Genomic DNA, 23992 nt, shown 5'->3' with positions numbered 1-23992 from the left:
TCCGACCCTCGCCGCTGAGAGAGGGAGGCAACCCTCTCGCAGCGGTTCATATTCGCCCGTCCGGCGCAGAAAGTCATAAGACAAGCATTTCCAGCCGAAGCGAAGCCGCTTCGGCGCCGGACAATGCGAAAATGCTCTAGGCAGCGGCCGAGGTCTCCTCCGCCGCACGCTTGCGCAGCAGATGGCGGATGACCTTGCCGGAGGTCGTCAGCGGCAGGGAATCGACGAATTCCACCTCGCGCGGATATTCGTGCATGGAAAGGCGCGATTTTACCCATTCGCGGATATCGGCCGCCAGCGCCGCCGAGGGCGCATGGCCGGGCTGCAGCATCACATAGGCCTTGACGATTTCCGTGCGCACCGGATCGGGCTTGCCGACGGCGGCGGCGAGCTGTACGGCCGGATGGCCGGCAAGGCAATCCTCGATCTCGCTCGGGCCGATGCGGTAGCCGGAGGAGGTGATGACGTCGTCGTCGCGGCCGAAGAAGGTGACGTAACCGTCCGCGTCCATGCGGCCGAGGTCGCCCGTCGTCATCCAGTCGCCGATGAATTTCTCCGCCGTCGCCGTCTCGTTTCGCCAGTAGCCGAGGAACATCACCGGATCGGGGCGCTTCACGGCGACCTGGCCGACGGTGCCGTGCGGCAGCTCCCGGCCCTCGGCATCGATAATTGCCACCGTATGGCCCGGAATCGCCTTGCCGATCGGCCCCGGCCGCGAGACGCCGAGCTTGCCGATGGAACCGAGCACCATGTTGCACTCGGTCTGGCCGTAGAATTCGTTGATGGTGAGCCCGAGCGTGTCCTGCACCCATTCCCAGGTCTCGCGGCCGAGCGATTCGCCCGCCGAAGCGATGGTGCGCAGGTTCAGCCGGTATTTTTTCCGCGGGTCGGCGACGCTCTTCATCAGCCGCAGCGCGGTCGGCGGGATGAAGGCGTTGCGCACGTCCATGTCCTGCATGATGCGGTAGGCCATGTCCGGGTCGAACTTCTGGCCCGGCGAGGAAACGACGGGCACGCCGAGCAGCAGCGCCGGCAGGAGCACGTTGAGAAGGCCGCCCGCCCAGGCCCAGTCGGAGGGCGTCCAGATGCGGTCGCCCGGCTGCGGCAGGAATTCGTGATGCATCTGGAAGCCCGGCACATGGCCGAGCAGCACCCGGTGGCCGTGCAGCGCGCCCTTCGGCGGGCCGGTCGTGCCGGAGGTGTAGATCATCATCGCCGGGTCGTCCGGGCCGCTGTCGACCGCCGAAAAGGGGCCGGCATGGCGCGCCAGCATCTCGTGGAAGGACCTGGCCGCCGGATCGCCGGAAGGCTCCGTCGTCACGCGCAGGGCAAGGTCCGGCAGGTCGGCGAGAATCGGGCCCAGGCGCTCCAGCCCGAAACGGCTGGTGACGACCGCCTTCGCGCCGGCATTCCTCAGGCGGAAGAGGAGCGCATCGGCGCCGAAGAGCAGGGCGAGCGGCAGGGCGATGGCGCCGAGCTTGTAGATCGCCACATGGGCGATGACCGTCTCGAAGCCCTGCGGCAGGAGAATGCCGACACGGTCGCCCTTCCCGATACCCTCGGCGGCAAGCGCGGCGGCGAAGGCATCGGAGCGGGCGGCAAGCTCGCCATAGGTGAGCTCAAGGGGCGGGGCATCGGTAAGGAAGTGCTGGAGGCACACGCGGTCCGGCGCGCGCGCGGCCCATTCGTCGGAAACGGCGGTGCCGATGTTGAAGCGCCCGGGGATCTGCCAGCGGAAATCGCCGTAGAGCGCATCGTAGGTGGATCTTTCGGCGAGCATCCTGCCTCACTCCAATTTGCTGCAATGCAACTAGCATCTTGGAGGGGTGGCCGGCAATGGCGGCTTTTCGCGGGGCGTCAGAGCCAGGAAAGCCGGTTGTCGACCTCGGCGACGTCCTTGACGGAGGCTGCGATCTCCGTCGCGCGCCCGGCTTCCTCGGGCGTGCCGACGCTGCCCGAAAGCACGATCCGCCGCCCCTCGCAGGTCACGGCGATATCCGAGGCGTCCACGTCGCCGGCCAGCGACAGCGCATCGGCGACCGCCGTTTCGAGCCAGGCCGGATGGGGCCCGTCGAAATGCTCGGGCATCTCGCCCTTGAACGTACCTTCCTTGAAGACCATGACGCGCTCCTTCGGCTCGAATTGCGGGGAGAAAACGCAAAGCGGGCGAATATGTTCACCGCACGCAGCATAGACGGATCTGGATGGGGAAAACAGGCCTCGAAACGGTTGAGACCCAAGAGCGTGCACATCGCTCTCGGGTCCCCCTCACAACCGCGTCCGGGGGCGTTTGCGGTTGCACAGAAGGAATGCGGCCACGCAATATTTGTTCCCGCTAAAGAGCGAATTTTATGAGGAGGATGAGTGGTGAGAGCGTGCCGCAACCAATAAGTATGGGCTCGTGCTCAACTGATCTCGAAAAGTGCGACCTTCCGATAACTGGATGATGTCAGGCATCAGAGCAGGGCTATTGCTTCCACTGGCGTTTTAACTACCATCCTAGGGAAGCTCGGGTGGCCGTCAATTATTCCGAGACGCTGATCACTTGTCACGAAAACCTCCCGCCGAGCGGAATCATGGGCCCACAGAGCTTGTGCGTCGAGCATTTGATTGCGCCATCGCATGTAGGCGGGCGCGGCTTGATCATCTAAGTCTGCCCCCTTTAATGCTGCATAGTCCGCCCACTCAACCGGGGAAGCAGGAAAGAGTACGCTATAAATCAGCGCTTCTCTTTCTGCTCCCTCTGGTGACGCATAGACAGAGTGGCTGAAGAACGATACGCCCCATCTAGCAATGGACGGAAGAAGCGGCAGCTTGCCGAAGCCGAGGATGGCTCGACGCTCCTCGAATATGGCGATGCTTGCGAGAAACGTATTTCCCTTTTGTCTTTCTGACGCGCTTGAGGCGACGAGGGCAAGATCCGCTTGTCCATTCTCGGCCGCGGTAAGTAGTGTCCGGATATGGACTGCCGCTGGCCGATCTTCGGCAACATCAATCAGACAATTTGTATCGAAGGTGAACGATATCATGAGGCGACAGTGACACCCGTCGAACGCTGAGTCTATTTCGCTTTGTCGAAGGGAGGCGTCTAGATGTAGAAATTGTTAAGAACTCAGCGGCTCTCAAGCCCAAATGGTGCCCCATGCCGGAATCGAACCAGCACTCCTTTCGGAACTCGATTTTGAGTCGAGCGCGTCTACCAGTTCCGCCAATGGGGCACGGCACTTGTGAGCCATCGCCGTTTACACGAAGCACCTGCGGGCGGCAACCGGCAAATCCGGCGGAGGGCACGATCACTTATCCGTGCGGTGCATTTACAATGCGGCGGCACCTGATAGAAATCGGCGCGGTTTCCGCCGGTCATTCGCCGGCTTCACTGGACGATCCCGATGACCGCATCTCTTTCCCGCAAGGCATCCGCCGGCCTTCTTTCCCTCGGCATGGCGGCGACCGTCGGCGGCGCGCTCGCCTTCGAGCATATCGGCGGCTACATTCCCTGCGCGCTCTGCCTGTTGCAGCGCGATCCCTATTACTACGGCATCCCGGTCGCGGTGGCGGCGCTTCTTTCCGCGCTCTTCGGCGGGCCCGTCTGGCTGACGCGGCTGCTGCTGGCGGTCGCGGGCATCATGATGCTCGTGGGGGCCGGCATGGGTGTTTATCATGCGGGCGTTGAATGGGGCTTCTGGGAAGGGCCCGCGACCTGCGCGACCACGGCGCAGGGCGTCACGCAGAATGCTGGCGACCTCCTCTCCGACCTCAATGCCAAGCACGGCCCGTCCTGCACGGAGGCTTCCTTCCGGCTCCTCGGCCTCTCCTTCGCCGGCTGGAACGTGATCGCGAGCCTCATCCTCGCCGCGATCGCCTTTTCGGGCGCGCGGTCCGCGAAAGCCTGAGATGCCGCAGCGTGTGAGGTGACCGTCGCCGCAGGGCCGTCCGGGCCCTTGCGGGGCAGGGTTCACGGCTGCAGTTCGACGTCCCAGTAGAGATAGTCCATCCAGCTTTCATGCAGATAGTTGGGTGGAAACAGTCGCCCGTTGTTGTGCAGATCCTGAACCGTCGGCTGGTAGGGCTTCTGATGCGGGTGCATGCCCGCCTGTCTGGGCAGCTTGCTGCCCTTTCTCAAATTGCAAGGGGAGCAGGCGGCGACCACGTTCTCCCAGGTCGTCTCGCCGCCATGGGCACGCGGGATGACATGGTCGAAGGTCAGGTCGTGCGCCGACCCGCAGTACTGGCATTCGAACTTGTCGCGCAGGAACACGTTGAACCGGGTGAAGGCCGGGTAGCGAGAGGGCTGCACGTAGGTTTTCAGGCACACGACGCTCGGCAGGCGCATCGTGAAGCTGGGCGAGGAAACCGAATGGTCGTATTCGGCGATGATGTTGACGCGGTCGAGAAACACAGCCTTGATCGCGTCCTGCCAGGACCAGAGCGACAAGGGATAATAACTCAGCGGCCTGTAGTCAGCGTTCAGTACAAGAGCTGGCAGGGCCTGTGGTGAAACAGAAATCGTCAAGGGCTTCTCCTGATCGATTCGGCATCTGCCCTTCTATATTAGGCCCGTTGTTACAGCATTGTGAAGCGGGAAAGGAAAAGCGAAAACAAGGTATTTCGCGGGCTTCAGCCCTCCAGTACCGGGGCGACCTCGCGCCGCATCTCCCGCGCGTAATAGGCCCAGAACAGCCGGGCCGAGACGCCCCGCCAGGGCGACCAGGCGGCGGCGATCCGGTCGAGTTCCTGCGGGCTCGGCCGCATGGCAAGGCCGAGCGCGTGGGCGACGGCATTCTGCAGCGCGATGTCGCCGGAGGGGAAGATGTCGGGGTGACCCCCGCAGAAGAGGAGATAGACGTCCGCGGTCCAGCGGCCGATGCCCTTGATCGCCGTCAGAGCGCGGGCCGCGGCGGCCGCGTCCATGCGGCAGACGGCGTCGAGATCGAGGTCGCCGCGGTCGACCGCCTCGGCGGCGCGGCGCAGGGTCTCGGCCTTGGCGCGCGAGAGGCCGACGGCGCGGCAGTCCGCATCGGAGAGCGCGAGGATATGGTGGGGCGTGATGTCGCCCGCCGCGTCCTCCAGCCGGTGCCAGATGGCGTCGGCGCTCGCCCGCGAGACCATCTGCGCGACGATGATGCCGGCAAGGCCGCGATAGCCGGGCGGAAGCCGGCGCAGCGGCACGGGGCCGGCCTTGTCGATGACGGTGAAGAGGCGCGCGTCGATGAGCGCGAGGTCGACGAGACCCGCGGCCACATCCGCATCCGTTCTGATCATGTGCAATTGCATGGTTTCAAGCGGCCCCGGCGCCTTTCACGGGAGTGACGCGACACGCCTCTTCGTGGCAGAAGACCTCATGCAACCTGCTTTGTCAAAGACTCGTGTCTTCCGTTTCGCGCCGAGCCCCAACGGCCTGCTGCATCTCGGCCACGCGCTGTCGGCGATGCTCAACCACGATCTTGCCGCCGCCTGCGGCGGGCGGTTCCTGCTGCGCATCGAGGATATCGACCCGGCCCGCTCGCGGCCGGAATTCGAGGCGGCGATCTACCGGGACCTTGCCTGGCTCGGCCTCTCCTGGGAGCAGCCGGTGCGCCGCCAGTCCGAGCATCTCGCCTTCTACGGTAAGGCGCTGGAGCGGCTGAAGGCGATGGGCGTCCTCTATCCGGGCTTCCTCAGCCGCGGCGAGGTGAAGGCGCGGGTGGAAGCGCGGGAGAAGGCGGGCGGCGCCTGGCCGCGCGATCCGGACGGCGCGCCGCTCTATCCGACGGAGGAACGGCACCTCGACCGGGACGAGGCGCAGGCGCGCATCGCCGCCGGGCACCGGCATGCCTGGCGGCTCGACATGGAGAAGGCCCGGGCGCTCGCGCCGGCCGTGCTCGACTGGCAGGAGGCGGGCGAAGGGCCGGAGGGCGAGACGGGGACGGTGACGGCACGGCCGGAGCGCTGGGGCGACGTGATCCTCTCGCGGCCCGATGCACCGGCGAGCTACCACCTCGCCGTGGTGCTCGACGATGCGGCGCAGGGCGTCACCGACGTGGTGCGCGGGCAGGACCTCTTCCACGCGACGGCCGTGCACCGGCTGCTGCAGAGCCTCCTCGGCCTGCCGGCGCCGCGCTACCGCCACCACGGGCTGGTGCCGGGGCCGGACGGGAAGAAGCTCTCCAAGAGCAACAGGGATACGGGAATTGCGGCCTATCGCGAGAAGGGTTTCTTACCGCCGGACATTCGCGCCCTGCTCGCGGGCTATGGCCTCGTCCTCCATTGAGGGCTCCTCCGCCTCGCCCGCGCGCTGGCGGCGCACGCCGCGGATGCGGTCGAGGATCAGGTGCTTCACGCGGTATTTGAGGAGCGCCGCGTTGATCTCCGCGCCCATGATGAAGATCGCGCCGATCATGTAGAGGAAGACGAGCGCGATCATGATCGAGGCGAGGCCCGCATAGGTCGAGACGTAGTTGGCGAAGGTCGAGAGGTAGGATGCGAAGGCATAGGCGCCGAGCGCCCAGAAGAGCAGCGTCAAGAGGATGCCCGGCAGCACGTCGGCGATGCGGCGCCGGCCGGCCGGCAGCCAGAGATGGGCGATGAGGAGGCCGATGAGCAGCACGGCCACGGTGCCGACGAGGCCCCAGCTCTCCACCCAGGAATAGACGTAGGAAAGCCACGGCAGCCAGTCGCCGGTGGCGCGCACGGCGAGCGGGGCGGCGACGAGCACGATGGAGATGACGGCGAGCGCCAGGACGCCGGCGATGACGAAGCCGAGGCTGGCAAGGCGCGTCATGTACCAGTAGCGCGTCTCGGCGACCCGATAGGCACGGTTGAGCGAGATGCGCAGCGCCTCCACCCCGTTCGAGGCGAAATAGGCGGCCGCGAGCACGGAGACCGTGAGCAGCCCGCCGCGCGGGATCGTCAGCACGGCGACGACCTCGCGGGAGATCGGCGCGGCGATCGATTCCGGCCAGGTGTCGAAGATGAGGTGCACGGCGGTCTCGGCGAACTGGTCCGCGCCGAGGAAGGAGCCGAGCGCGGTGCCGAAGATCAGGAAGGGGAAGACCGCCAGCAGCGTCGAAAGCGCGACATGGCTCGCCATCGCCCAGCCGTCGTCCTCGGAAAAATGCCAGATCGCATCGAAGGCGACCTTGTAGGCACAGCGAATGGCGGTCGGCATCGGCAATTGTCCATTCCCTTGCGGCCGTTGCCGGCCGTCTCTCGCATTGTCTGCTCGGGGGGAATATGGGAAACGGAAGCGGATTTGTACAGGAAACGACCATGTCTTCTCCAAGCGCCTGCCTGCCGAGCATCATCGTCACCGGCTGTTCCTCCGGCATCGGCGCTTATTGCGCCCGGGCGCTGAAGGCGGAGGGCTGGCGCGTCTTCGCCACGGTGCGGCGGGAGGAGGACCGGGCGGGGCTCGAGGCCGACGGCATCGAGACGCTGCTGATGGACTATACGAAGCCGGAGACCATCGCCGCCCTGGTCGAGACCGTGCTGGCGCGCACGGGCGGGCGGCTCGACGCGCTCTTCAACAACGGCGCCTACGGGCAGGCGGGGGCCGTGGAGGACCTGCCGGTCGAGGCGCTGCGCCAGCAGTTCGAGACGAACGTCTTCGGCTGGCACGACCTGACGCGCCGGGTCATTCCCGTCATGCGCCGGCAGGGGCGCGGGCGCATCGTACAGTGCTCGTCCATCCTCGGCGTCGTGCCCTATCGCTGGCGCGGGGCCTACAACGCCTCGAAATTCGCGCTGGAGGGGCTTTCGCTGACGCTGCGCATGGAGCTTGCCGGCTCGGGCATCCATGTCAGCCTCATCGAGCCGGGGCCAATCGCCTCGCGCTTCACCGCCAATGCGCTCACGCATATCGAGCGGGTCATCGACCTGGAGAATTCGGTGCACGCCGAAGAATACCGGCGGCAGTTGAGGCGCCTTCGCGGCGAATCGAAGCCGGCGCGCGGCAAGCTGGGTCCGGAGGCGGTCCACGCCGTGCTGCGCCACGCGCTGACGGCGAGGAAGCCGCGGCCGCATTACGTGGTGACGCGGCCGGCAAAACAGGGCGTGCTCCTCAAGAAGCTGCTGCCGGCGGCGCTTTTCTACCGCATCATCGGCCGGCTCGGCTGACGCGGCGCGTCGTCGCAGGCCGAAAGCCCGCAAAATGCGTGCACTTTGCGCGGAATGCCCTATGTGATGAGGGCTGACAGAAATCAAACCGGATCGCTGGCATGTCTTCCTTCCTCACCTACCTGACCCTCGTCGTCATGGCCTTGGTCGCCCTCGTGCTCGTGCGCGGCCTCTTCAACATGCTGAAGGGCGGCAGCGGCAACACGTCGAACAAGCTGATGCAGATGCGTGTCCTGCTGCAGGCGATCGCCATCGCGCTCATCATGCTGACGCTGTGGATCACGGGTGGGGGGCGCTGATATGGTCAAGCTCAACAAGATCTATACCCGCACGGGCGACAACGGCACGACCGGCCTTGCCGCCGGCCCCCGCCGCAAGAAGCATGACCTGCGCGTCGAATCCTACGGTGCGGTCGATGAGGCGAACTCCGCCATCGGCATCGCGCGCCAGCATCTCGCCGAGCATCCCCCGCTCGACCGCATGCTGATGCGCATCCAGAACGACCTCTTCGACCTCGGCGCGGACCTTGCGACGCCGGAGACCGGCAAGAAGCTCGACTACGAGCCGCTGCGCATCGTGAAAGCGCAGGTCGACCGCCTGGAGCGGGAGATCGACGGGCTCAATGCCGACCTGGAGCCGCTGCGCTCCTTCGTGCTGCCGGGCGGCACGCCCGCGGCGGCGGCGCTGCATGTGGCGCGCACGGTCGCGCGCCGGGCCGAGCGGCGCATCGTCGCCCTTCAGGACAGCGAGGGCGAGGCGGTTTCGGCGGAGGCCGTCGCCTATATCAACCGGCTCTCCGACTTCCTCTTCGTCGCCGCGCGCTGGGTGAACGACCACGGCCGCACGGACATATTGTGGGTGCCGGGGCAGAACAGGTAAGCTCCCCGCAAAAGGGCCGGAAAGGGGATCCATGTTCATACCGCTGCATGACGCGAATTCCCTGAAATACATCAAGGTGCAATATGTCACGATCGGCCTGATCGCGGTCAATGTCGCGGCCTGGCTGGTGACGGGGCTCGTCTCCACGCGGGAATTCTCCGACGCGGCGGTGGTGGGTCTCGGCTATATTCCCGCGGTGGTCTTCGATTTCGCCGACCTGCAGGCGGACCTCGTGCTGGTGCCGAAGGACGCGACCTTCATCACCTATGCCTTCCTCCATCTCGATTTCCTGCACCTCGCGTCGAACATGCTGTTTCTCTGGGTGTTCGGCGACAATGTCGAGGACGCGCTGGGGCATGTCCGCTTCCTCCTCTTCTATCTCCTGTGCGCCGCGGGCGGCGCGCTGGTGCACGGCCTCGTGCAGCCGGATTCGGAGGCGCCGCTGATCGGCGCGTCGGGCGCCGTCTCCGGCGTCGTCGCCGCCTATTTCCTGCTGCATCCGAAGGTGCGTGTCTGGGTGCTGGTGTTCTTCCGTATTCCCCTGCCGCTGCCGGCGGTCATTCCGCTCGCCTTCTGGATCGCCCAGCAGTTCTTCATGCTGGCGGTCGACCGGGACGGCGGCGTTTCCTGGGGCGCCCATGTCGGCGGCATCCTCACCGGGGCGCTCCTCGTCCTCGTCCTGCGGCGGAAGGGCGTGCCGCTGTTCGACCGGACCATCGTGACGCCGAAGGCCGTGCGGCATGCCGAGGCGCCGGCAATATCCGCCGAAGCCTCGTCCTCCGGCTCCTCCGTGCCGCCCACCCATTGGGGGCGGTGAGATGTTTCGAGGCAAATTGACGTGGACGTAAAGGTAATTTATAAGCCTCCCGTTTTCGCAGGAGGAGAGCCCGCCGTGCATTGTAATTGGGGAAAAAACGCGTATCGATGTCGCCAACCGACAATCAGGGCGTCCCTGAAAGGCGCATTTTCCCTCGCGGGCATTTGAAGGAAGGAAGCCATGAAGATCTTGGTCCCTGTCAAGCGGGTCGTAGACTATAACGTGAAGATCCGCGTCAAGGCGGACGGCTCGGGCGTCGAGCTTGCCAACGTGAAGATGTCGATGAATCCGTTCGACGAAATCTCCGTGGAAGAAGCGCTCCGGCTGAAGGAAGCCGGCAAGGCCGAGGAAGTCGTGGTCGTCTCGATCGGCCCGGCCAAGGCCGAGGAAACGCTGCGCACCGCGCTCGCCATGGGCGCCGACCGCGCCGTTCTGGTCGAGACCGACGATGCCGTCGAGCCGCTCGCCGTCGCGAAGATCCTCAAGGGCGTTGCCGAGGCTGAGCAGCCCGGCCTCGTCATCGTCGGCAAGCAGGCCATCGACGACGATTCGAACCAGACCGGCCAGATGCTGTCGGCGCTCCTCGGCTGGGCGCAGGCGACCTTCGCCTCCAAGGTCGAGATCGGCGAGGGCAAGGCTCAGGTGACGCGCGAAGTCGACGGCGGCCTCCAGGCCATCGAGGTGAAGCTTCCGGCCGTCGTCACGACGGACCTGCGCCTCAACGAGCCGCGCTATGCCTCGCTGCCGAACATCATGAAGGCGAAGAAGAAGCCGCTCGACAAGAAGAGCCCGGCCGATTTCGGCGTCGATACCGCCCCGCGCCTCAAGGTGCTGAAGACCGAGGAGCCGTCGGGCCGCAAGGCAGGCGTCAAGGTCAAGTCGGTCGCCGAGCTCGTCGAAAAGCTCAAGACCGAAGCCGGCGTGCTCTAAGCAGGAAAGGGAGAACATCACATGGCCATTCTTCTTCTGGCAGACCACGACAACGCCACCCTTTCCGACCAGACCGCCAAGGCGCTGACGGCAGCCTCCAAGATCGGCTCCGACGTGCATGTGCTCGTTGCGGGCTCCGGCGCCAAGGCCGCGGCCGAACAGGCCGCCAAGCTCTCGGGCGTCACGAAAGTGCTTCTCGCCGAGGACGCAAGCCTTGCCAACAACCTCGCAGAGCCGCTGGCGGCGCTCATCGTGTCGCTCGCCGGCAACTACGACGCCATCGTCTCGGCCGCGACCTCCGTCGGCAAGAACGTGCTGCCGCGCGTTGCCGCCCTGCTCGACGTCGCGCAGGTCTCGGAGATCGTCGAGGTCGTCTCTGCCGATACGTTCAAGCGCCCGATCTATGCAGGCAATGCCATCCAGACGGTGCAGTCGACCGACGCCAGGAAGGTGATCACCGTGCGCACGGCCTCCTTCGCCGCAGCCGGCGAGGGTGGCAGCGCCTCCATCGAGACCGTCGCCGCCGCCGCCAATCCGGGCCTTTCCAGCCACGTCAAGGATGCGCTGTCCTCCTCCGACCGTCCGGAGCTGACGTCCGCCAAGATCATCATCTCGGGCGGCCGTGCGCTGGGCTCCTCCGAGAAGTTCCAGGAAGTCATCCTTCCGGTTGCCGACAAGCTCGGGGCTGCCGTCGGCGCCTCGCGTGCCGCCGTCGATGCGGGCTATGCCCCGAACGACTGGCAGGTCGGCCAGACGGGCAAGGTCGTCGCCCCGCAGCTCTACATCGCCTGCGGCATTTCCGGCGCCATCCAGCACCTTGCCGGCATGAAGGACTCGAAGGTGATCGTCGCGATCAACAAGGACGAGGAAGCGCCGATCTTCCAGGTCGCCGACTACGGCCTCGTCGCAGACCTGTTCGAGGCCCTGCCGGAACTCGAAAAGGCGCTCTGAGCCGCTTTCCCGCGGTCTTCGCGACGATGTTTTCACTGGAAAAATGCGTCGCGTGCCTTTATCACTTCACCGGGCCGGCTCGACCGGCCCGGTATTTTTTTGCCTGCACCGCGGGCGCAGGCTGAATGACGGGGCGATGGGCGCTATGATCAAGAACATCGGTATTGTAGGTGCGGGCCAGATGGGGTGCGGTATCGCGCATGTCGCGGCCCTTGCCGGGTACAAGGTCCATATCTACGACCTGTCTCCCGAGCGCGTCGAGACCGGCCTTGCCACGATCAACGGCAACCTTGCCCGCCAGGTCTCCTCCGGCAAGATGAGCGACGAGGACCGCAAGAAGGCGCTCGCGCTGATCAAGGGCTCGTCCGACATCAACGACCTCTCCGACGCCGACCTCGTCATCGAGGCGGCCACCGAGGACGAGACCGTCAAGCGCAAGATCTACGGCCAGGTCTGTTCCGTGCTGAAGCCGGAAGCGATCCTCGCCACCAACACCTCCTCGCTCTCCATCACGCGCCTTGCCTCGGCCACCGACCGGCCGGAGCGCTTCATGGGCATCCATTTCATGAACCCGGTTCCGGTGATGAAGCTGGTCGAGCTGGTGCGCGGCATCGCCACCGAGGAAGGGACCTTCGCGGCCGCCAAGGAATTCGTCGCCAAGCTCGACAAGACGGTGACCGTCGCCGAGGATTTCCCGGCCTTCATCGTCAACCGCATCCTGCTGCCGATGATCAACGAGGCGATCTACACGCTCTATGAAGGCGTCGGCTCGGTGGAAGCCATCGACACGGCCATGAAGCTCGGCGCGAACCATCCGATGGGCCCGCTGCAGCTTGCCGATTTCATCGGCCTCGACACCTGCCTGTCGATCATGCAGGTGCTGCATGACGGGCTCGCCGATTCCAAGTACCGCCCGTGCCCGCTGCTGGTGAAGTATGTCGAGGCCGGCTGGCTCGGCCGCAAGTCCGGCCGCGGCTTCTACGATTACCGCGGCGAGATTCCGGTTCCCACCCGCTGAGCGGCGGGAGATTCCCCAACCGCATCCTTTCGCGGAAAAATGTTTCGCCTGCCGGAAGTGTCGCGGCAGGCCATGCCTCGGATAGCCCCTGACCGGCCGCTATTGTCTGCCCCGAACTTCTCTCGCATTGGGGCTTTTCATGAAACGTATTCTCCTTCTCGGCGTGGCTCTTGCCGGTCTCGCCGCTCCGCTCACCGCGCATGCCGCCGACAAGCTGCTGAACGCCTCCTACGACGTGGCGCGCGAGCTGTTCGCCGCCGAGAACGAGGCCTTCGTGAAGGAGCATCCGGGCGTCACGATCGACCAGTCGCACGCCGGCACGTCCAAGCAGGCCCGCGCCATCGTCGAGGGCCTCGAGGCCGACGTCGTCACCTTCAACCAGGTGACGGACATCGATTTCCTCGTGAAGAACGGCTTCGTGGCCGAGGACTGGCAGAAGAAGTTCCCCAACAACGCCTCGCCCTTCTATTCCTTCCCGTCCTTCCTCGTGCGCGCCGGCAACCCGAAGCACATCAAGGACTGGTCCGACCTTGCCCGTGACGACGTGAAGGTCATCTTCCCGAACCCGAAGACCTCGGGCAATGCGCGCTACACCTACCTTGCCGCGACCGCCTACGCCAAGGAAGCCTTCAACAACGACCCGGCCAAGGTCGAGGCCTTCGTCACGAAGATCTTCGACAACGTTCCGGTCTTCGACACGGGCGGCCGCGCAGCCACGACCACCTTCGTCGAGCGCGAGATCGGCGACGTGATCATCACCTTCGAGGCCGAGACGCGGTCGATCGCCAAGCAGTACGGCGAGGACAAGTTCGAGGGCGTCACGCCGTCCGTCTCGCTGCTCGCCGAGTTCCCGGTCGCCGTCGTCGACAAGGTGGCCGACGCCCATGGCAGCCGCGACCTTGCGAAAACCTATCTCGACTTCCTCTATTCGCCGGAAGGCCAGAAGGTCGCCGCCGAATTCGGCCACCGCGTCCATGACGAGAAGGTCGCCGCCGAGTTCAAGGACCAGTTCCCGGCTATCCGCCTCGTCAATGTCGACGACGTGTTCGGCGGCTGGGACAAGGTTTCCAAGGAGCACTTCGCCGAAGGCGGCACCCTCGACAAGATCTACGGCAGCCGCTGATTTCGTCGACGTCAACGTTTCCGGCAACCGGCGGGCGCGAAGCCTGCCGGTTGCCGGCATGAAAGGAAGCCTTCCTTGAGACGGCGTGTACTGCCCGGATTGCCGCTCGCGCTCGGCATAACCCTCGTCTATGTCGGCATCATCGTGGTGCTGCCGCTGGCCGCGCTCGTCTTCAAGGCGGCAAGCCTCGGACCGGAAGATTACTGGCGCATCGTCTCGTCCGACCGGGCGCTCGCCAGCTACCGCGTGACGCTGCTCTGCGCGCTGGCCGCCACGGCGTTCAACCTCGTCTTCGGCCTGTCGCTCGCCTGGGTGCTGGTGCGCTACCGCTTTCCCGGCCGCCGCCTCGTCGATGCGCTGGTGGACCTGCCCTTTGCCCTGCCCACGGCGGTCGCCGGCATCGCGCTGACGACGCTCTTCGCCACCAACGGCTGGTTCGGCGGGCCGCTCTCGCATCTCGGCATCAAGGTCGCCTATACGCCGCTCGGCATCATCGTCGCCATGAGCTTCACCAGCATTCCCTTCATCGTGCGCACGGTGCAGCCGGTGCTGGAGGAGCTCGACCCGGCGCTGGAGGAGGCGGGGCAGACGCTCGGCGCCAGCGACCTTTCCATCTTCGCTTCCGTCATGCTGCCGCTGCTCGCCCCGGCGCTGCTTGCCGGCGTGTCGCTCTCCTTCGCGCGCAGCCTCGGCGAGTTCGGCGCCATCATCTTCATCGCCGGCAACCAGCCGTTCTCGACCGAGATCACGGCGCTGCTCGCCTTCATCCGGCTTGAGGAGTACGACTACCCGGCCTCCGCCGCTATCGCCTCCGTCATGCTGCTGACGGCCTTCGTCATGCTGGCGCTCACCAATCTCATGCAGGCGCGAGCCCTGCGCTATACCGTGAAGGGCTGACCATGGCGGATCATGGAAAGGGCAGGCCCCCGCGCGTCGGCGACAACAAGGTCTTCCGCCGTGTCCTCCTGACGGTCGTGCTGCTGCTCGTCGCGCTGATGATCGTCGCGCCGCTCGTCGTCATCGCCGTCGAGGCCTTTTCGCGCGGGATCGGCTACTTCGCCAAGTCGATCGCCGATCCCGACACGCGCCATGCCATCCTGCTGACGGTCGTCACCGCGCTCATCGCCGTGCCGTTCAACACGGCCTTCGGCGTCGCCGCCGCCTGGGCGATCACCAAGCACGATTTCCCCGGCAAGCGGCTGCTGACGGTCGTAATCGAGATTCCCTTCTCGGTCTCGCCGATCGTCGCGGGCGTGTCCTATCTCTTCGTCTACGGCCTGCAGGGGCTCTTCGGCCATGCGCTGCAGGCGGCGGATATCAAGATTCTCTTCGCGCTGCCCGGCATCGTGCTCGCCAGCATGTTCGTGACGGGGCCCTTCGTCGCGCGCGAGCTGATCCCGCTGATGCAGGCGCAGGGCCGCGACCTCGAAGAGGCGGCGACCTCGCTCGGGGCGAGCGGCTGGCGCACCTTCTTCTCCGTCACCCTGCCGAACATCAAATGGGCGCTGCTCTACGGCGTCGTGCTCTGCAATTCGCGCGTGATGGGCGAGTTCGGCGCGGTCTCGGTGGTCTCGGGCAACATCCGCGGCCAGACCAACACGCTGCCGCTGCATATCGAGCTTCTCTACCACGACTACAACGCGGCCGGCGCCTTCGCCGCCGCATCCATTCTCGCCTGCCTTGCCATCGTCACGCTCGTCGCCAAGGTGGCGCTCGAGCGGCGGGGAGCGGGCCGCGTCCAGCGCCCGTCCGCGCTTGCGGGCGCCGACAGCATCACTCCGGAGGTCAAGCCGTGAAGATCCGCCTCGAAAACGTGGTCAAGGAGTTCCAGACCTTCCGTGCCGTGCACGGCGTCTCGCTCGATATCGAAAGCGGCGAGCTCGTCGCGCTGCTCGGCCCTTCCGGTTCCGGCAAGACGACGATCCTGCGCATGGTCGCCGGCCTCGAATATGCCGACGGCGGCGCGATCTATTTCGGCGAGGAGAACGCCACGGACATTCCCGTGCGCGAGCGCGGCGTCGGCTTCGTCTTCCAGCACTATGCGCTCTTCCCGCATATGACGGTGGGCGAGAACATCGCCTTCGGCATGAAGGTCTCCAAGGTGAAGCGCACGCCGCGGGAGATCGCCGCGCGCGTGACGGAGCTGCTCGACCTCGTGCAGCTCGGCGGGCTCAAGGACCGCTTCCCCGGCCAAATCTCCGGCGGCCAGCGCCAACGCGTGGCGCTCGCCCGGGCGCTTGCCGTCGATCCGCGCGTGCTGCTGCTCGACGAGCCCTTCGGCGCGCTCGACGCCAATGTGCGGCGGGACCTCCGCCGCTGGCTGCGCAAGATCCACGACGAGCTCGGCATCACCACGCTCTTCGTCACGCACGACCAGGAAGAGGCGCTCGACCTTGCAGACCGCGTCGTCATCCTCAACAAGGGCAAGATCGTGCAGGAAGGCACGCCCGAGGCCGTCTGCCGCAACCCGGCCGATGCCTTCGTGATGAACTTCTTGGGCGATGCCAACCGGCTCGACGCCGATATCCGCGGCGGCAAGGCCTATGTCGACGACATCGCCTTCGAGGCGGACGGCGTTGCCGACGGCAGCGGGCAGATCCTCTTCCGCCCGGCGGACGTCACCTGGCGCGAGGACGGGCAGGGCATTTCGGCGAAGATCGTCCGCGTCATCGACCGGCCGGATTCGCGCCGCGTGCTGGCGATGACGGGAAGCGGGCAGGCCGTCGAATTCGATACCGCGCCGGAATTCCCGCACCGCAAGGGCGAGGCCGGCTTCATCGATATCCGCCGGCCGCGCGTCTACGCGAGCGCGTGACGTCAGCTCTTCGGCGGCGCCAGCGCGGCGTTGATCAGGGCTTTGGCGTCCTCGCTGTCCCAGGCGGCGGGGCCGTTCATGGCCGAGATCAGGCAGCCCTTCTCGTCCATCAGCAGCGTTACCGGCAGGCCGAAGGCAAGGCCTTCCTTCTTCAGCGTGTTGAAGACGCCCATCGAGGCATCGCGATAGTAGCCGAGGTCGTGCACGTTCGTCTCGTCGAGAAAGGCCTTCGGCTTCTCGTCGCCACCGGTGTCGATGTTGATCGCCACGACCTCGAATTTCTCCGAGCCGAGGTCCTTTTCCAGTGCGTTGAGCGCCGGCATCTCCTCGCGGCAGGGCACGCACCAGCTTGCCCAGAGATTGACGAGCAGGGTCTTGCCGGAAAAGTCGGCGATGGTCTTCTTCCTGCCGTCCGGGCCGTCGAAGACGAGGGCGGGCAACGTCCGGTGCTCGTCCACCGTGCGCATGGCGGCGACCTGTCCCTTGGTGAAGGGCGTGATCGCGGCGGCCTTTCCGGCGGCGAGCGGGCAGGCGCCGGCAGCGTCCGCCGTGAGCGCGCCATTGCCAGACAGGCTTTCCTTCACGTATATCGCAGCACCACCGGCAAGAAGGCCGGCAAGGCCGGCGATGGCGATGAGCTTTCCTGCCGGCAGGCCGAGTTTCTTCTTCACTGACATTTCATTCTCCAGGACACTTTCCAGGCGGGCACCCATGGCAGACGGCACTTCCGAGACGAAATCCTCGAACCAGATGTGGGGCGGCCGTTTCGCCTCGGGGCCGGATGCGATCATGGAGGAGATAAATGCCTCCATCGGCTTCGACAAGAAGCTTTACGCCCAGGACATCCGCGGCTCAAAGGCGCATGCCGAAATGCTCGCCCATCAGGGCATCATTTCGGCGGACGATAAGGAAAAGATCGTTCACGGTCTCGACACGATCCTGTCAGAGATCGAAAGCGGCAATTTCGAGTTCTCGCGCAAGCTGGAAGACATCCACATGAACGTCGAGGCGCGGCTGGCGACGCTGATCGGCCCCGCCGCCGGGCGTCTGCACACCGCGCGCTCGCGCAACGACCAGGTGGCGCTCGATTTCCGCCTCTGGGTCAAGGAAGAATTGCAGCGGACCGAGAAGGCGCTGACGGGCCTCATCGCCGCCTTCCTCGACCGCGCGGAAGAACATGCCGAAACGGTCATGCCGGGCTTCACCCATCTCCAGACGGCCCAGCCGGTGACCTTCGGCCACCATTGCATGGCCTATGTGGAAATGTTCGGCCGCGACCGCCAGCGCGTGCGCCACGCCATCGAGCATCTCGACGAGAGCCCGATCGGCGCCGCAGCGCTCGCCGGCACGGGCTACGATATCGACCGCCACATGACCGCGAAGGCCCTCGGCTTCCGCGAGCCGACGCGCAACTCCATCGACACGGTCTCGGACCGCGACTTCGCGCTGGAGTTCCTGTCCATCGCCGCCATCGCCTCGGTCCACCTGTCGCGTCTTGCGGAAGAAATCGTCATCTGGTCGACGCCGCAGTTCGGCTTCATCCGCCTGTCGGACGCCTTCTCCACCGGCTCCTCCATCATGCCGCAGAAGAAGAACCCGGACGCGGCCGAGCTGGTGCGCGCCAAGACGGGTCGCATCAACGGTTCGCTGATCGCGCTCCTCACCGTAATGAAGGGCCTGCCGCTCGCCTATTCCAAGGACATGCAGGAAGACAAGGAACAGGTCTTCGATGCCGCCGAGAGCCTGGAGCTCGCCATTGCCGCGATGACCGGCATGGTGCGCGACATGACGATCCGCGCGGACCGGATGAAGGCGGCCGCGGGCTCGGGCTATTCCACCGCGACGGACCTTGCCGACTGGCTGGTGCGCGAGGCGGGCCTGCCCTTCCGTGACGCCCATCATGTCACCGGCCGCGCCGTGGCGCTTGCCGAAGGCAAGGGCTGCGACCTTGCCGAACTGTCGCTGGAGGACCTTCAGGCGATCCATGCGGCCATCACCGCCGACGTCTACAACGTGCTGACGGTCGAGGCCTCGGTCGCCAGCCGCAAGAGCTACGGCGGCACGGCGCCGTCGGAGGTCAGGAAGCAGATCGCCTGGTGGCGGCAGCGGAACTGATCAAGGCGCTTGCAGGACTCATCAGCAGAATAAGGGTGCACAAGGGCGGGTGAATTCGCTAAGGATGATGCCCATCCCGGCAATGGCAGGAAACGCTTCATGACACGCATCGACATCGGCAAGCTTGCGCTCGTGCTCGGCCTTTCAGCGGCGGTTCTGACGGCTTGCGGCCGCAAGGGCGATCTCGACGTGCCGGGCGGCCCGCAGCCGATCGTCAAGACCGTCGACGGCAAGGAAGTCCGCCAGCCGGAAGACAGGCCCTTCATCCTCGACCCCCTTCTCTGACGGATAGATCCCCGTGAATCATTTCGAGCATCGTGACGGCGTCCTCTATGCGGAGGACGTGCCCGTTCCGGAGATCGCCAAGGCGGTCGGCACCCCCTTCTACGTCTATTCGACGGCGACGCTGGAGCGGCACTACAAGGTGTTCTCCAAAGCCTTCGAGGGCGTGGACGCGCTGGTCTGCTACGCCATGAAGGCCAATTCCAACCAGGCGGTGCTGAAGACGCTCGCCCGGCTCGGCGCCGGCATCGACGTGGTCTCCGAAGGCGAGCTTCGCCGGGCGCTCGCCGCCGGCGTTCCCGCCTCGCGCATCATGTTCTCGGGCGTCGGCAAGACGCCGCGCGAGATGGACCTTGCTCTCGAAGCCGGCATCTACTGCTTCAACGTCGAATCCGAGCCGGAGCTCGAGGTGCTGAACGCCCGCGCCGTCGCGGCCGGCAAGGTGGCGCATGTCTCCTTCCGCATCAATCCGGATGTCGACGCGCGCACCCATGCGAAGATCTCGACGGGCAAGAAGGAGAACAAGTTCGGCATCTCCTGGGAGCGCGCCCGGGCCGTCTATGCCCGTGCGGCGAGCCTTCCGGGCATCGAGGTGACCGGCATCGACATGCATATCGGCAGCCAGATCACCGAACTGCAGCCCTTCGACGATGCCTTCCGGCTGCTGCGCGAGCTCGTCGAGACGCTGCGCGCCGACGGCCACACCATCGACCATGTCGATGTCGGCGGCGGCCTCGGCATTCCCTACAAGACCGACAACGCCCCGCCGCCGCTGCCGGATGCCTATGCCGAGATCGTCAAGAAGCAGCTCGAAGGGCTGAACTGCAAGATCGTCACGGAGCCCGGCCGCCTGATCGTCGGCAATGCCGGCATCCTCGTCACCGAGGTCGTCTATGTGAAGGACGGCGGCGAGAAGACTTTCGTCATCGTCGATGCGGCGATGAACGACCTCATCCGCCCGACGCTCTACGAGGCCTGGCACGAGATCCAGCCGGTCGTCATCTCGGCCGCCAACGCGCCGCGCATCCGCGCCGACGTCGTCGGCCCGGTCTGCGAGACGGGCGATTATCTCGCGCTCGACCGCGAGATGGCGCAGCCGAAGCCCGGCGATCTCATCGCCGTCGGCTCGGCCGGTGCCTATGGCGCCGTGCAGGCGGGCACCTACAACAGCCGCCTGCTCATCCCGGAAGTGCTGGTCAACGGCGCGGAGTTCCACGTCATCCGCCCGCGCCTTTCCTACGACGACCTGATCGGTCTCGATTCGCTGCCGGACTGGCTCGCCTGACGGCGGGCCGCGCTCACCTTTTTGCGGCCGCCCTCGTCTTCGCCACAAAGCATGGTATCCTCAGGCCGTGACAACGAGCAGCAGAGAACGGCGCACGATGGCGATTGAAACGGACGGGCAGCGCGGGACGGATGCGGCCGGCAGGACGCTGGCGCGCCGGCTTGCCGGCAAGCGCCTCGCCGTCCGGACGATCCTCTTCCTCGAAGCGCTGGCGCCGCGGCTGCTGCCGGTCCTGCTTCTCGTCGCCGGCTTCCTCGCGCTCACCTGGTTCGGCTATTTCCGCCATGTGCCGGCCTGGCTGCACGGCGCGACGCTTCTTGCCTTCGCCGCCGGCCTCGTCGCGCTGCTGCTGCGCCTGCGCGGTCTCGGCTGGCCTTCCGGCGAGGCGGCCGACCGCATGCTGGAGGCGCGCAATGCGCTCGCCCATCAGGCGATCCGCGTGCAGGACGACCGGCCGGCGGGCGGCGACGCCTTCGCCGAAGCGCTCTGGCGCGAGCACCAGTCCCGCATGGCGCGGATGATCGGGGCGCTCCGCACGGGCGCGCCGTCGCCGGATATCGCGCGCCACGACCGCCACGGGCTGCGGGCCGTGCCCGTGCTGCTGCTCGCCGTCGCCTTTGCCTTCTCCTATTCCAACCGCGGCGGCCTTCTTTACGACGTCGTTTCCTTCCGCGTGCAGGCCGAGGCGGCGCCGGACGTGCGGATCGACGCCTGGGTGACGCCGCCGGCGCATACGGCGCGCGCGCCCATCTTCCTGACGGGCAATGCGGACGGCGAGACGGAAAAGGGCGAGATCCGCATCCCGCAATTCAGCGAGCTTACCGTGCGCGTCACGGGCGACAGCAGCGGCGAGGACATGCGCTACGAGGCTGCGGGCGAGGGAAACGCCACCGTGCTGCGCCCCGAGGCGGAAAAGCCGAAGGACGGCGCGGCGGCAAGGCCCGCCCGCATCCTGCACTACAAGATCGTCAAGGACGGCCGGCTGACGGTCGGCGGCCGGCAATGGGCCTTTGCGGTCATCCCGGACCGGGTGCCGGAAATCGCCTTCGACGGCATTCCGCGTCGCACCGTGGCGGCGGCGCTTGAGATCAGCTTCATCGCCAGGGACGATTACGGGCTGCAGGAGGCCCATGCCGAGATCGTGCCGGTGGACGAGCCGAAGGACGCACGCGCGCTCTATCCGCTGCCGGAATACCGGCTCGACCTGCCGCGCCGCGCCGCGCGCGAGGCCAAGGGCACGACGAGCCGCAACCTGTCCGAACACCCGCTCTCCGGAAAGCGCGTGAAGATCACGCTCGTCGCCAAGGATGCCGCCGGGCAGGAAGGACGCAGCCAGCCGGTCGAGATGATCCTGCCGGCGAAAGCCTTCTTCGAACCGCTGGCCGGCGCCGTCGCGGAGGAGCGGCAGGTCTTCGCGCTCGACGCCAGGGAATTGCCGCGCGCCATCGCGCTCAACGAGGCGCTGACGATCCGGCCGGAGGAGACGATCCCCAACGTCACGCACTACCTCCTGCTGCAATCGGCCGCCGCGCGCATGAAGCTCGCCCGCACGGACGACCAGATGCGCGATGCGGCGGATTATCTCTGGGAGATCGCGCTCGGCATCGAGGACGGCAACCTGTCGCTCGCCGACCGGCGCCTTCGCGAAGCGCAGAAGGCGCTTTCCGAGGCGCTGGAGCGCAATGCCTCCGATCAGGAGATCGCCAAGCTCACCAAGGAGCTGCGCGAGGCGATGCAGGCCTATATGGAGGAGCTTTCCAGGCAGGCGGCCAAGAACGGTGAAGGGCAGCAGAACGCCCAGCAGCGGGGCCGCGTCCTGCGCCAGCAGGATCTGCAGCGCATGATGGACCAGATCGAGAACCTGGCGCGCTCCGGCGCGCGTGACCAGGCCCAGCAGATGCTCTCCGAATTGCAGCGCATGATGAACAACCTGCAGGCCGGACGGCCGCAGCAGGGCCGGCAGAACGACGCCATGCGCCAGCAGATGGACAAGCTCGGTGCGCTCATGCAGAAGCAGCAGCAGCTCATGGAGCAGACGTTCCAGTTCGATCAGGCGCTGCGCGACCGGCAGATGAACGGCGACCCGATGGAGGGCGAGAGCGGCGAACAGCAGCCGGGCGACGACGGCACCGGCCGCCAGCCTACGGACCGGATGACCGCCGACCAGCTTCGCGAGGCGCTGAAAGGTCTCCAGCAGCAGCAGGACGATCTCGGCAAGCAGCTCGGCGAGTTGCAGGGTGCGCTGAAGGGCATGGGCCTGAAGCCGGGCGAGGGTTTCGGCGAGGCCGGCCGCGAGATGAAGGGCGCCTCGCAGGCGCTCGGCGAAGGGCAGGGCGAGCCCGCCGTCGGCAGCCAGGGCCGTGCGCTGGAAGCGCTGCGCAAGGGTGCGCAGAACATGATGAACCAGATGCAGGCCATGGGGCAGGGCCAAGGCCAGGGCATGCCGCAGGCCGGCCGCAACGGCCGCGATCCGCTCGGCCGCGAGCGCAACGCCAACGGGGAAGGCCCCGATTTCGGCGGCACGACGAAGGTTCCGGAAGAGATCGATATCCAGCGTGCGCGGGAAATCCTGGAAGAAATCCGCCGCCGGCTCGGCACGGGCGGCGCGCCGGCCTTCGAGCGGGACTACCTGGAGCGGCTTCTCGGAATCCGCTGAGCCTCAGGCGGCCAGCGCCATCGCGACGGCGCGGCGGATATCGGGCAGGCTGAACGGCTTGCTGACGACATCGACGATCTTGGCGGAAAGGTCGTCGGCGCGCTCGCGCTGGTCGGCATAGCCGGTCATCAGCAGGATTTTCAGGGCGGGATGGGCCGCGGAGGCCTTGTGGGCAAGCTCGATGCCGTCCATCACCGGCATGCGGATATCGGAAAGCAGGAGATCGAAGCTGCCCTCTTCGAGCGCATCGAGCCCGGCCGCGCCGTCCGGCGCTTCCACGGTCTCATGCCCGTCCATGCGCAGGGCGCGCGCCACGAAGGTGCGCAGCGAATCTTCATCCTCGGTGATCAGGATTCTGGCCATCAATCCCCCTTCGGGCCCATCCATCAGGCCCCGGTCGGACCTGAAAAGACCAGACTTTCCTTGTCGATCCGTAAACGGCGGGCGGCGGATCTTGTAACGGGTTACTCGGCGTCGCCCGTCACCACGCCCACGAACGGCAGTTCGCGGAAAGCATAGGCGACGTCCATGCCGTAGCCGACGACGAAGTGGTCGGGGCATTCGAAGCCGACATAATCGGCCTCGAGGTCCGTCCTGCGCTTCTCGCGCTTGTCGAGCAGCACGGCGATGGTGACGTTGCGCGCGCCGCGCTCGTACATCAGCTCCTTGGCGTAGCTGAGCGTGCGGCCGGATTCGAGGATGTCGTCGATGAGGAGGATGTCGCGGCCGTGGACGTCGCTGTCGATGTCCTTGATGACCTTGACGCCCTGCGACACGGTGCCGGCGCCATAGCTCGACAGGGTGATGAACTCGACTTCCGGCGCAAGGCCCGCCGCGTGGAGCGCGCGGGTGAGGTCGGCGGCGAAGATGAACGAGCCCTTGAGGACGGCGATGACGAGGAGGTCCTTGGTCGGGCCGGCGGCGATCTGAGCGGCCATCTCCTCGTTGCGCCTGGCGATCTGCGCGGCGTCGTAGAGCGTCTCGATCTTCTTTCCGCGGACAATGTGCATCGCGATGCGGCTCCCTC

General features: G+C 66.2%; 26 protein-coding genes and 1 tRNA gene. 17 read left to right on the top strand and 10 right to left on the bottom strand.

Annotated elements, in window-relative coordinates:
- Nucleotides 1-136: 136 nt before the first annotated feature.
- The 4 genes from HNQ66_RS19590 to HNQ66_RS19575 form a co-directional block, all read right to left on the bottom strand.
- Complete coding sequence (locus HNQ66_RS19590; RefSeq protein WP_184145867.1) at nt 137-1780, bottom strand: AMP-binding protein; 1644 nt, start codon at nt 1778-1780, stop codon at nt 137-139.
- 77 nt (nt 1781-1857) lie between these two features.
- A complete protein-coding gene (locus HNQ66_RS19585) occupies nt 1858-2121 on the bottom strand; it encodes a BON domain-containing protein (RefSeq protein WP_184145866.1) in 264 nt (87 codons plus the stop codon).
- A gap of 335 nt (nt 2122-2456) precedes the next feature.
- Nucleotides 2457-3029 (bottom strand): hypothetical protein, encoded by a 573-nt coding sequence (locus HNQ66_RS19580; protein ID WP_184145865.1) that lies wholly within the window; start codon nt 3027-3029, stop codon nt 2457-2459.
- Nucleotides 3030-3133: 104 nt separating this feature from the next.
- Nucleotides 3134-3218 (bottom strand) — tRNA-Leu (locus HNQ66_RS19575).
- Between the two features lie 171 nt (nt 3219-3389).
- Between HNQ66_RS19575 and HNQ66_RS19570 the strand changes: the two genes are divergently transcribed.
- Complete coding sequence (locus tag HNQ66_RS19570) at nt 3390-3893, top strand: disulfide bond formation protein B (RefSeq protein WP_184145864.1); 504 nt, start codon at nt 3390-3392, stop codon at nt 3891-3893.
- 62 nt (nt 3894-3955) lie between these two features.
- On the opposite strand, the gene HNQ66_RS19565 is transcribed toward HNQ66_RS19570, so the two are convergent.
- Together HNQ66_RS19565 and HNQ66_RS19560 are read right to left on the bottom strand one after the other, a co-directional pair.
- Nucleotides 3956-4513 (bottom strand): HNH endonuclease, encoded by a 558-nt coding sequence (locus HNQ66_RS19565; RefSeq protein ID WP_184145863.1) that lies wholly within the window; start codon nt 4511-4513, stop codon nt 3956-3958.
- A 104-nt stretch (nt 4514-4617) separates the two neighbouring features.
- Nucleotides 4618-5268, bottom strand: a complete 651-nt coding sequence (locus HNQ66_RS19560) for a DNA-3-methyladenine glycosylase family protein (RefSeq protein WP_184145862.1) — start codon at nt 5266-5268, stop codon at nt 4618-4620.
- Nucleotides 5269-5341: 73 nt separating this feature from the next.
- Here HNQ66_RS19560 and gluQRS point away from each other — a divergent pair, with 73 nt between their 5' ends.
- Complete coding sequence (gluQRS, locus tag HNQ66_RS19555; protein WP_184145861.1) at nt 5342-6250, top strand: tRNA glutamyl-Q(34) synthetase GluQRS; 909 nt, start codon at nt 5342-5344, stop codon at nt 6248-6250.
- On the opposite strand, the gene HNQ66_RS19550 is transcribed toward gluQRS, so the two are convergent.
- Nucleotides 6197-7147 (bottom strand): YihY/virulence factor BrkB family protein, encoded by a 951-nt coding sequence (locus tag HNQ66_RS19550; RefSeq protein ID WP_184145860.1) that lies wholly within the window; start codon nt 7145-7147, stop codon nt 6197-6199. The genes gluQRS and HNQ66_RS19550 overlap by 54 nt on opposite strands.
- Nucleotides 7148-7248: 101 nt before the next feature.
- On the opposite strand from HNQ66_RS19550, the gene HNQ66_RS19545 reads away from it, so the two are divergent.
- The 11 genes from HNQ66_RS19545 to HNQ66_RS19495 all read left to right on the top strand — a co-directional run bounded on the left by HNQ66_RS19545 (nt 7249) and on the right by HNQ66_RS19495 (nt 16627).
- Complete coding sequence (locus HNQ66_RS19545) at nt 7249-8094, top strand: SDR family oxidoreductase (RefSeq protein ID WP_184145859.1); 846 nt, start codon at nt 7249-7251, stop codon at nt 8092-8094.
- A gap of 101 nt (nt 8095-8195) precedes the next feature.
- On the top strand, nt 8196-8393 hold the full coding sequence (locus HNQ66_RS19540; protein WP_184145858.1) for a twin transmembrane helix small protein: 198 nt from the start codon (nt 8196-8198) through the stop codon (nt 8391-8393).
- A 1-nt stretch (nt 8394) separates the two neighbouring features.
- A complete protein-coding gene (locus tag HNQ66_RS19535; RefSeq protein ID WP_184145857.1) occupies nt 8395-8973 on the top strand; it encodes a cob(I)yrinic acid a,c-diamide adenosyltransferase in 579 nt (192 codons plus the stop codon).
- Nucleotides 8974-9004: 31 nt separating this feature from the next.
- Nucleotides 9005-9790, top strand: coding sequence for a rhomboid family intramembrane serine protease (locus tag HNQ66_RS19530; RefSeq protein WP_184145856.1), 786 nt, complete (start codon nt 9005-9007; stop codon nt 9788-9790).
- Nucleotides 9791-9970: 180 nt separating this feature from the next.
- Nucleotides 9971-10720 (top strand): electron transfer flavoprotein subunit beta/FixA family protein, encoded by a 750-nt coding sequence (locus tag HNQ66_RS19525; RefSeq protein ID WP_184145855.1) that lies wholly within the window; start codon nt 9971-9973, stop codon nt 10718-10720.
- Nucleotides 10721-10741: 21 nt separating this feature from the next.
- Nucleotides 10742-11671 carry an electron transfer flavoprotein subunit alpha/FixB family protein gene (locus HNQ66_RS19520; RefSeq protein ID WP_184145854.1) on the top strand — a complete coding sequence of 310 codons (930 nt, stop codon included), beginning with the start codon at nt 10742-10744 and terminating at the stop codon, nt 11669-11671.
- Between the two features lie 136 nt (nt 11672-11807).
- Nucleotides 11808-12689 carry a 3-hydroxybutyryl-CoA dehydrogenase gene (locus tag HNQ66_RS19515; RefSeq protein WP_184145853.1) on the top strand — a complete coding sequence of 294 codons (882 nt, stop codon included), beginning with the start codon at nt 11808-11810 and terminating at the stop codon, nt 12687-12689.
- A gap of 139 nt (nt 12690-12828) precedes the next feature.
- Nucleotides 12829-13812 carry a sulfate ABC transporter substrate-binding protein gene (locus tag HNQ66_RS19510; protein WP_184145852.1) on the top strand — a complete coding sequence of 328 codons (984 nt, stop codon included), beginning with the start codon at nt 12829-12831 and terminating at the stop codon, nt 13810-13812.
- A 75-nt stretch (nt 13813-13887) separates the two neighbouring features.
- Nucleotides 13888-14709, top strand: a complete 822-nt coding sequence (cysT, locus tag HNQ66_RS19505; protein WP_184145851.1) for a sulfate ABC transporter permease subunit CysT — start codon at nt 13888-13890, stop codon at nt 14707-14709.
- A 2-nt stretch (nt 14710-14711) separates the two neighbouring features.
- On the top strand, nt 14712-15608 hold the full coding sequence (gene cysW / locus HNQ66_RS19500; RefSeq protein ID WP_184145850.1) for a sulfate ABC transporter permease subunit CysW: 897 nt from the start codon (nt 14712-14714) through the stop codon (nt 15606-15608).
- Nucleotides 15605-16627 carry a sulfate ABC transporter ATP-binding protein gene (locus HNQ66_RS19495; RefSeq protein WP_184145849.1) on the top strand — a complete coding sequence of 341 codons (1023 nt, stop codon included), beginning with the start codon at nt 15605-15607 and terminating at the stop codon, nt 16625-16627. The genes cysW and HNQ66_RS19495 overlap by 4 nt, the downstream gene beginning before the upstream one ends.
- A 2-nt stretch (nt 16628-16629) precedes the next feature.
- Here the strand turns inward: HNQ66_RS19495 and tlpA are convergent, their stop codons facing one another.
- Nucleotides 16630-17304: a thiol:disulfide interchange protein TlpA gene (gene tlpA / locus HNQ66_RS19490; RefSeq protein WP_184145848.1), complete on the bottom strand. Its 675-nt coding sequence runs from the start codon at nt 17302-17304 to the stop codon at nt 16630-16632.
- A gap of 34 nt (nt 17305-17338) precedes the next feature.
- Between tlpA and argH the strand changes: the two genes are divergently transcribed.
- The 4 genes from argH to HNQ66_RS19470 all read left to right on the top strand — a co-directional run bounded on the left by argH (nt 17339) and on the right by HNQ66_RS19470 (nt 22965).
- Nucleotides 17339-18742 (top strand): argininosuccinate lyase, encoded by a 1404-nt coding sequence (argH, locus tag HNQ66_RS19485; RefSeq protein WP_184145847.1) that lies wholly within the window; start codon nt 17339-17341, stop codon nt 18740-18742.
- A gap of 99 nt (nt 18743-18841) precedes the next feature.
- Nucleotides 18842-19027, top strand: coding sequence for an LPS translocon maturation chaperone LptM (gene lptM / locus HNQ66_RS19480; protein WP_184145846.1), 186 nt, complete (start codon nt 18842-18844; stop codon nt 19025-19027).
- 13 nt (nt 19028-19040) lie between these two features.
- Nucleotides 19041-20309 carry a diaminopimelate decarboxylase gene (gene lysA, locus HNQ66_RS19475; protein WP_184145845.1) on the top strand — a complete coding sequence of 423 codons (1269 nt, stop codon included), beginning with the start codon at nt 19041-19043 and terminating at the stop codon, nt 20307-20309.
- 97 nt (nt 20310-20406) lie between these two features.
- The gene (locus tag HNQ66_RS19470; RefSeq protein ID WP_184145844.1) at nt 20407-22965 is read left to right on the top strand and encodes a TIGR02302 family protein; all 2559 of its coding nucleotides are present in this window, start codon (nt 20407-20409) and stop codon (nt 22963-22965) included.
- A gap of 3 nt (nt 22966-22968) precedes the next feature.
- Here HNQ66_RS19470 and HNQ66_RS19465 read toward each other — a convergent pair whose 3' ends face one another.
- Together HNQ66_RS19465 and hpt are read right to left on the bottom strand one after the other, a co-directional pair.
- Entirely contained in the window at nt 22969-23328 is a 360-nt protein-coding gene (locus HNQ66_RS19465) for a response regulator (protein WP_184145843.1), read from the bottom strand.
- A 101-nt stretch (nt 23329-23429) separates the two neighbouring features.
- Entirely contained in the window at nt 23430-23975 is a 546-nt protein-coding gene (hpt, locus tag HNQ66_RS19460) for a hypoxanthine phosphoribosyltransferase (protein ID WP_184145842.1), read from the bottom strand.
- Nucleotides 23976-23992: the final 17 nt, after the last annotated feature.

This window comes from Shinella fusca (genome assembly GCF_014203155.1).
Lineage (GTDB): Bacteria > Pseudomonadota > Alphaproteobacteria > Rhizobiales > Rhizobiaceae > Shinella > Shinella fusca.
The sequence above is the reverse complement of the archived record's forward strand: the minus strand, read 5'-3'. Positions and strand labels throughout refer to the sequence as shown.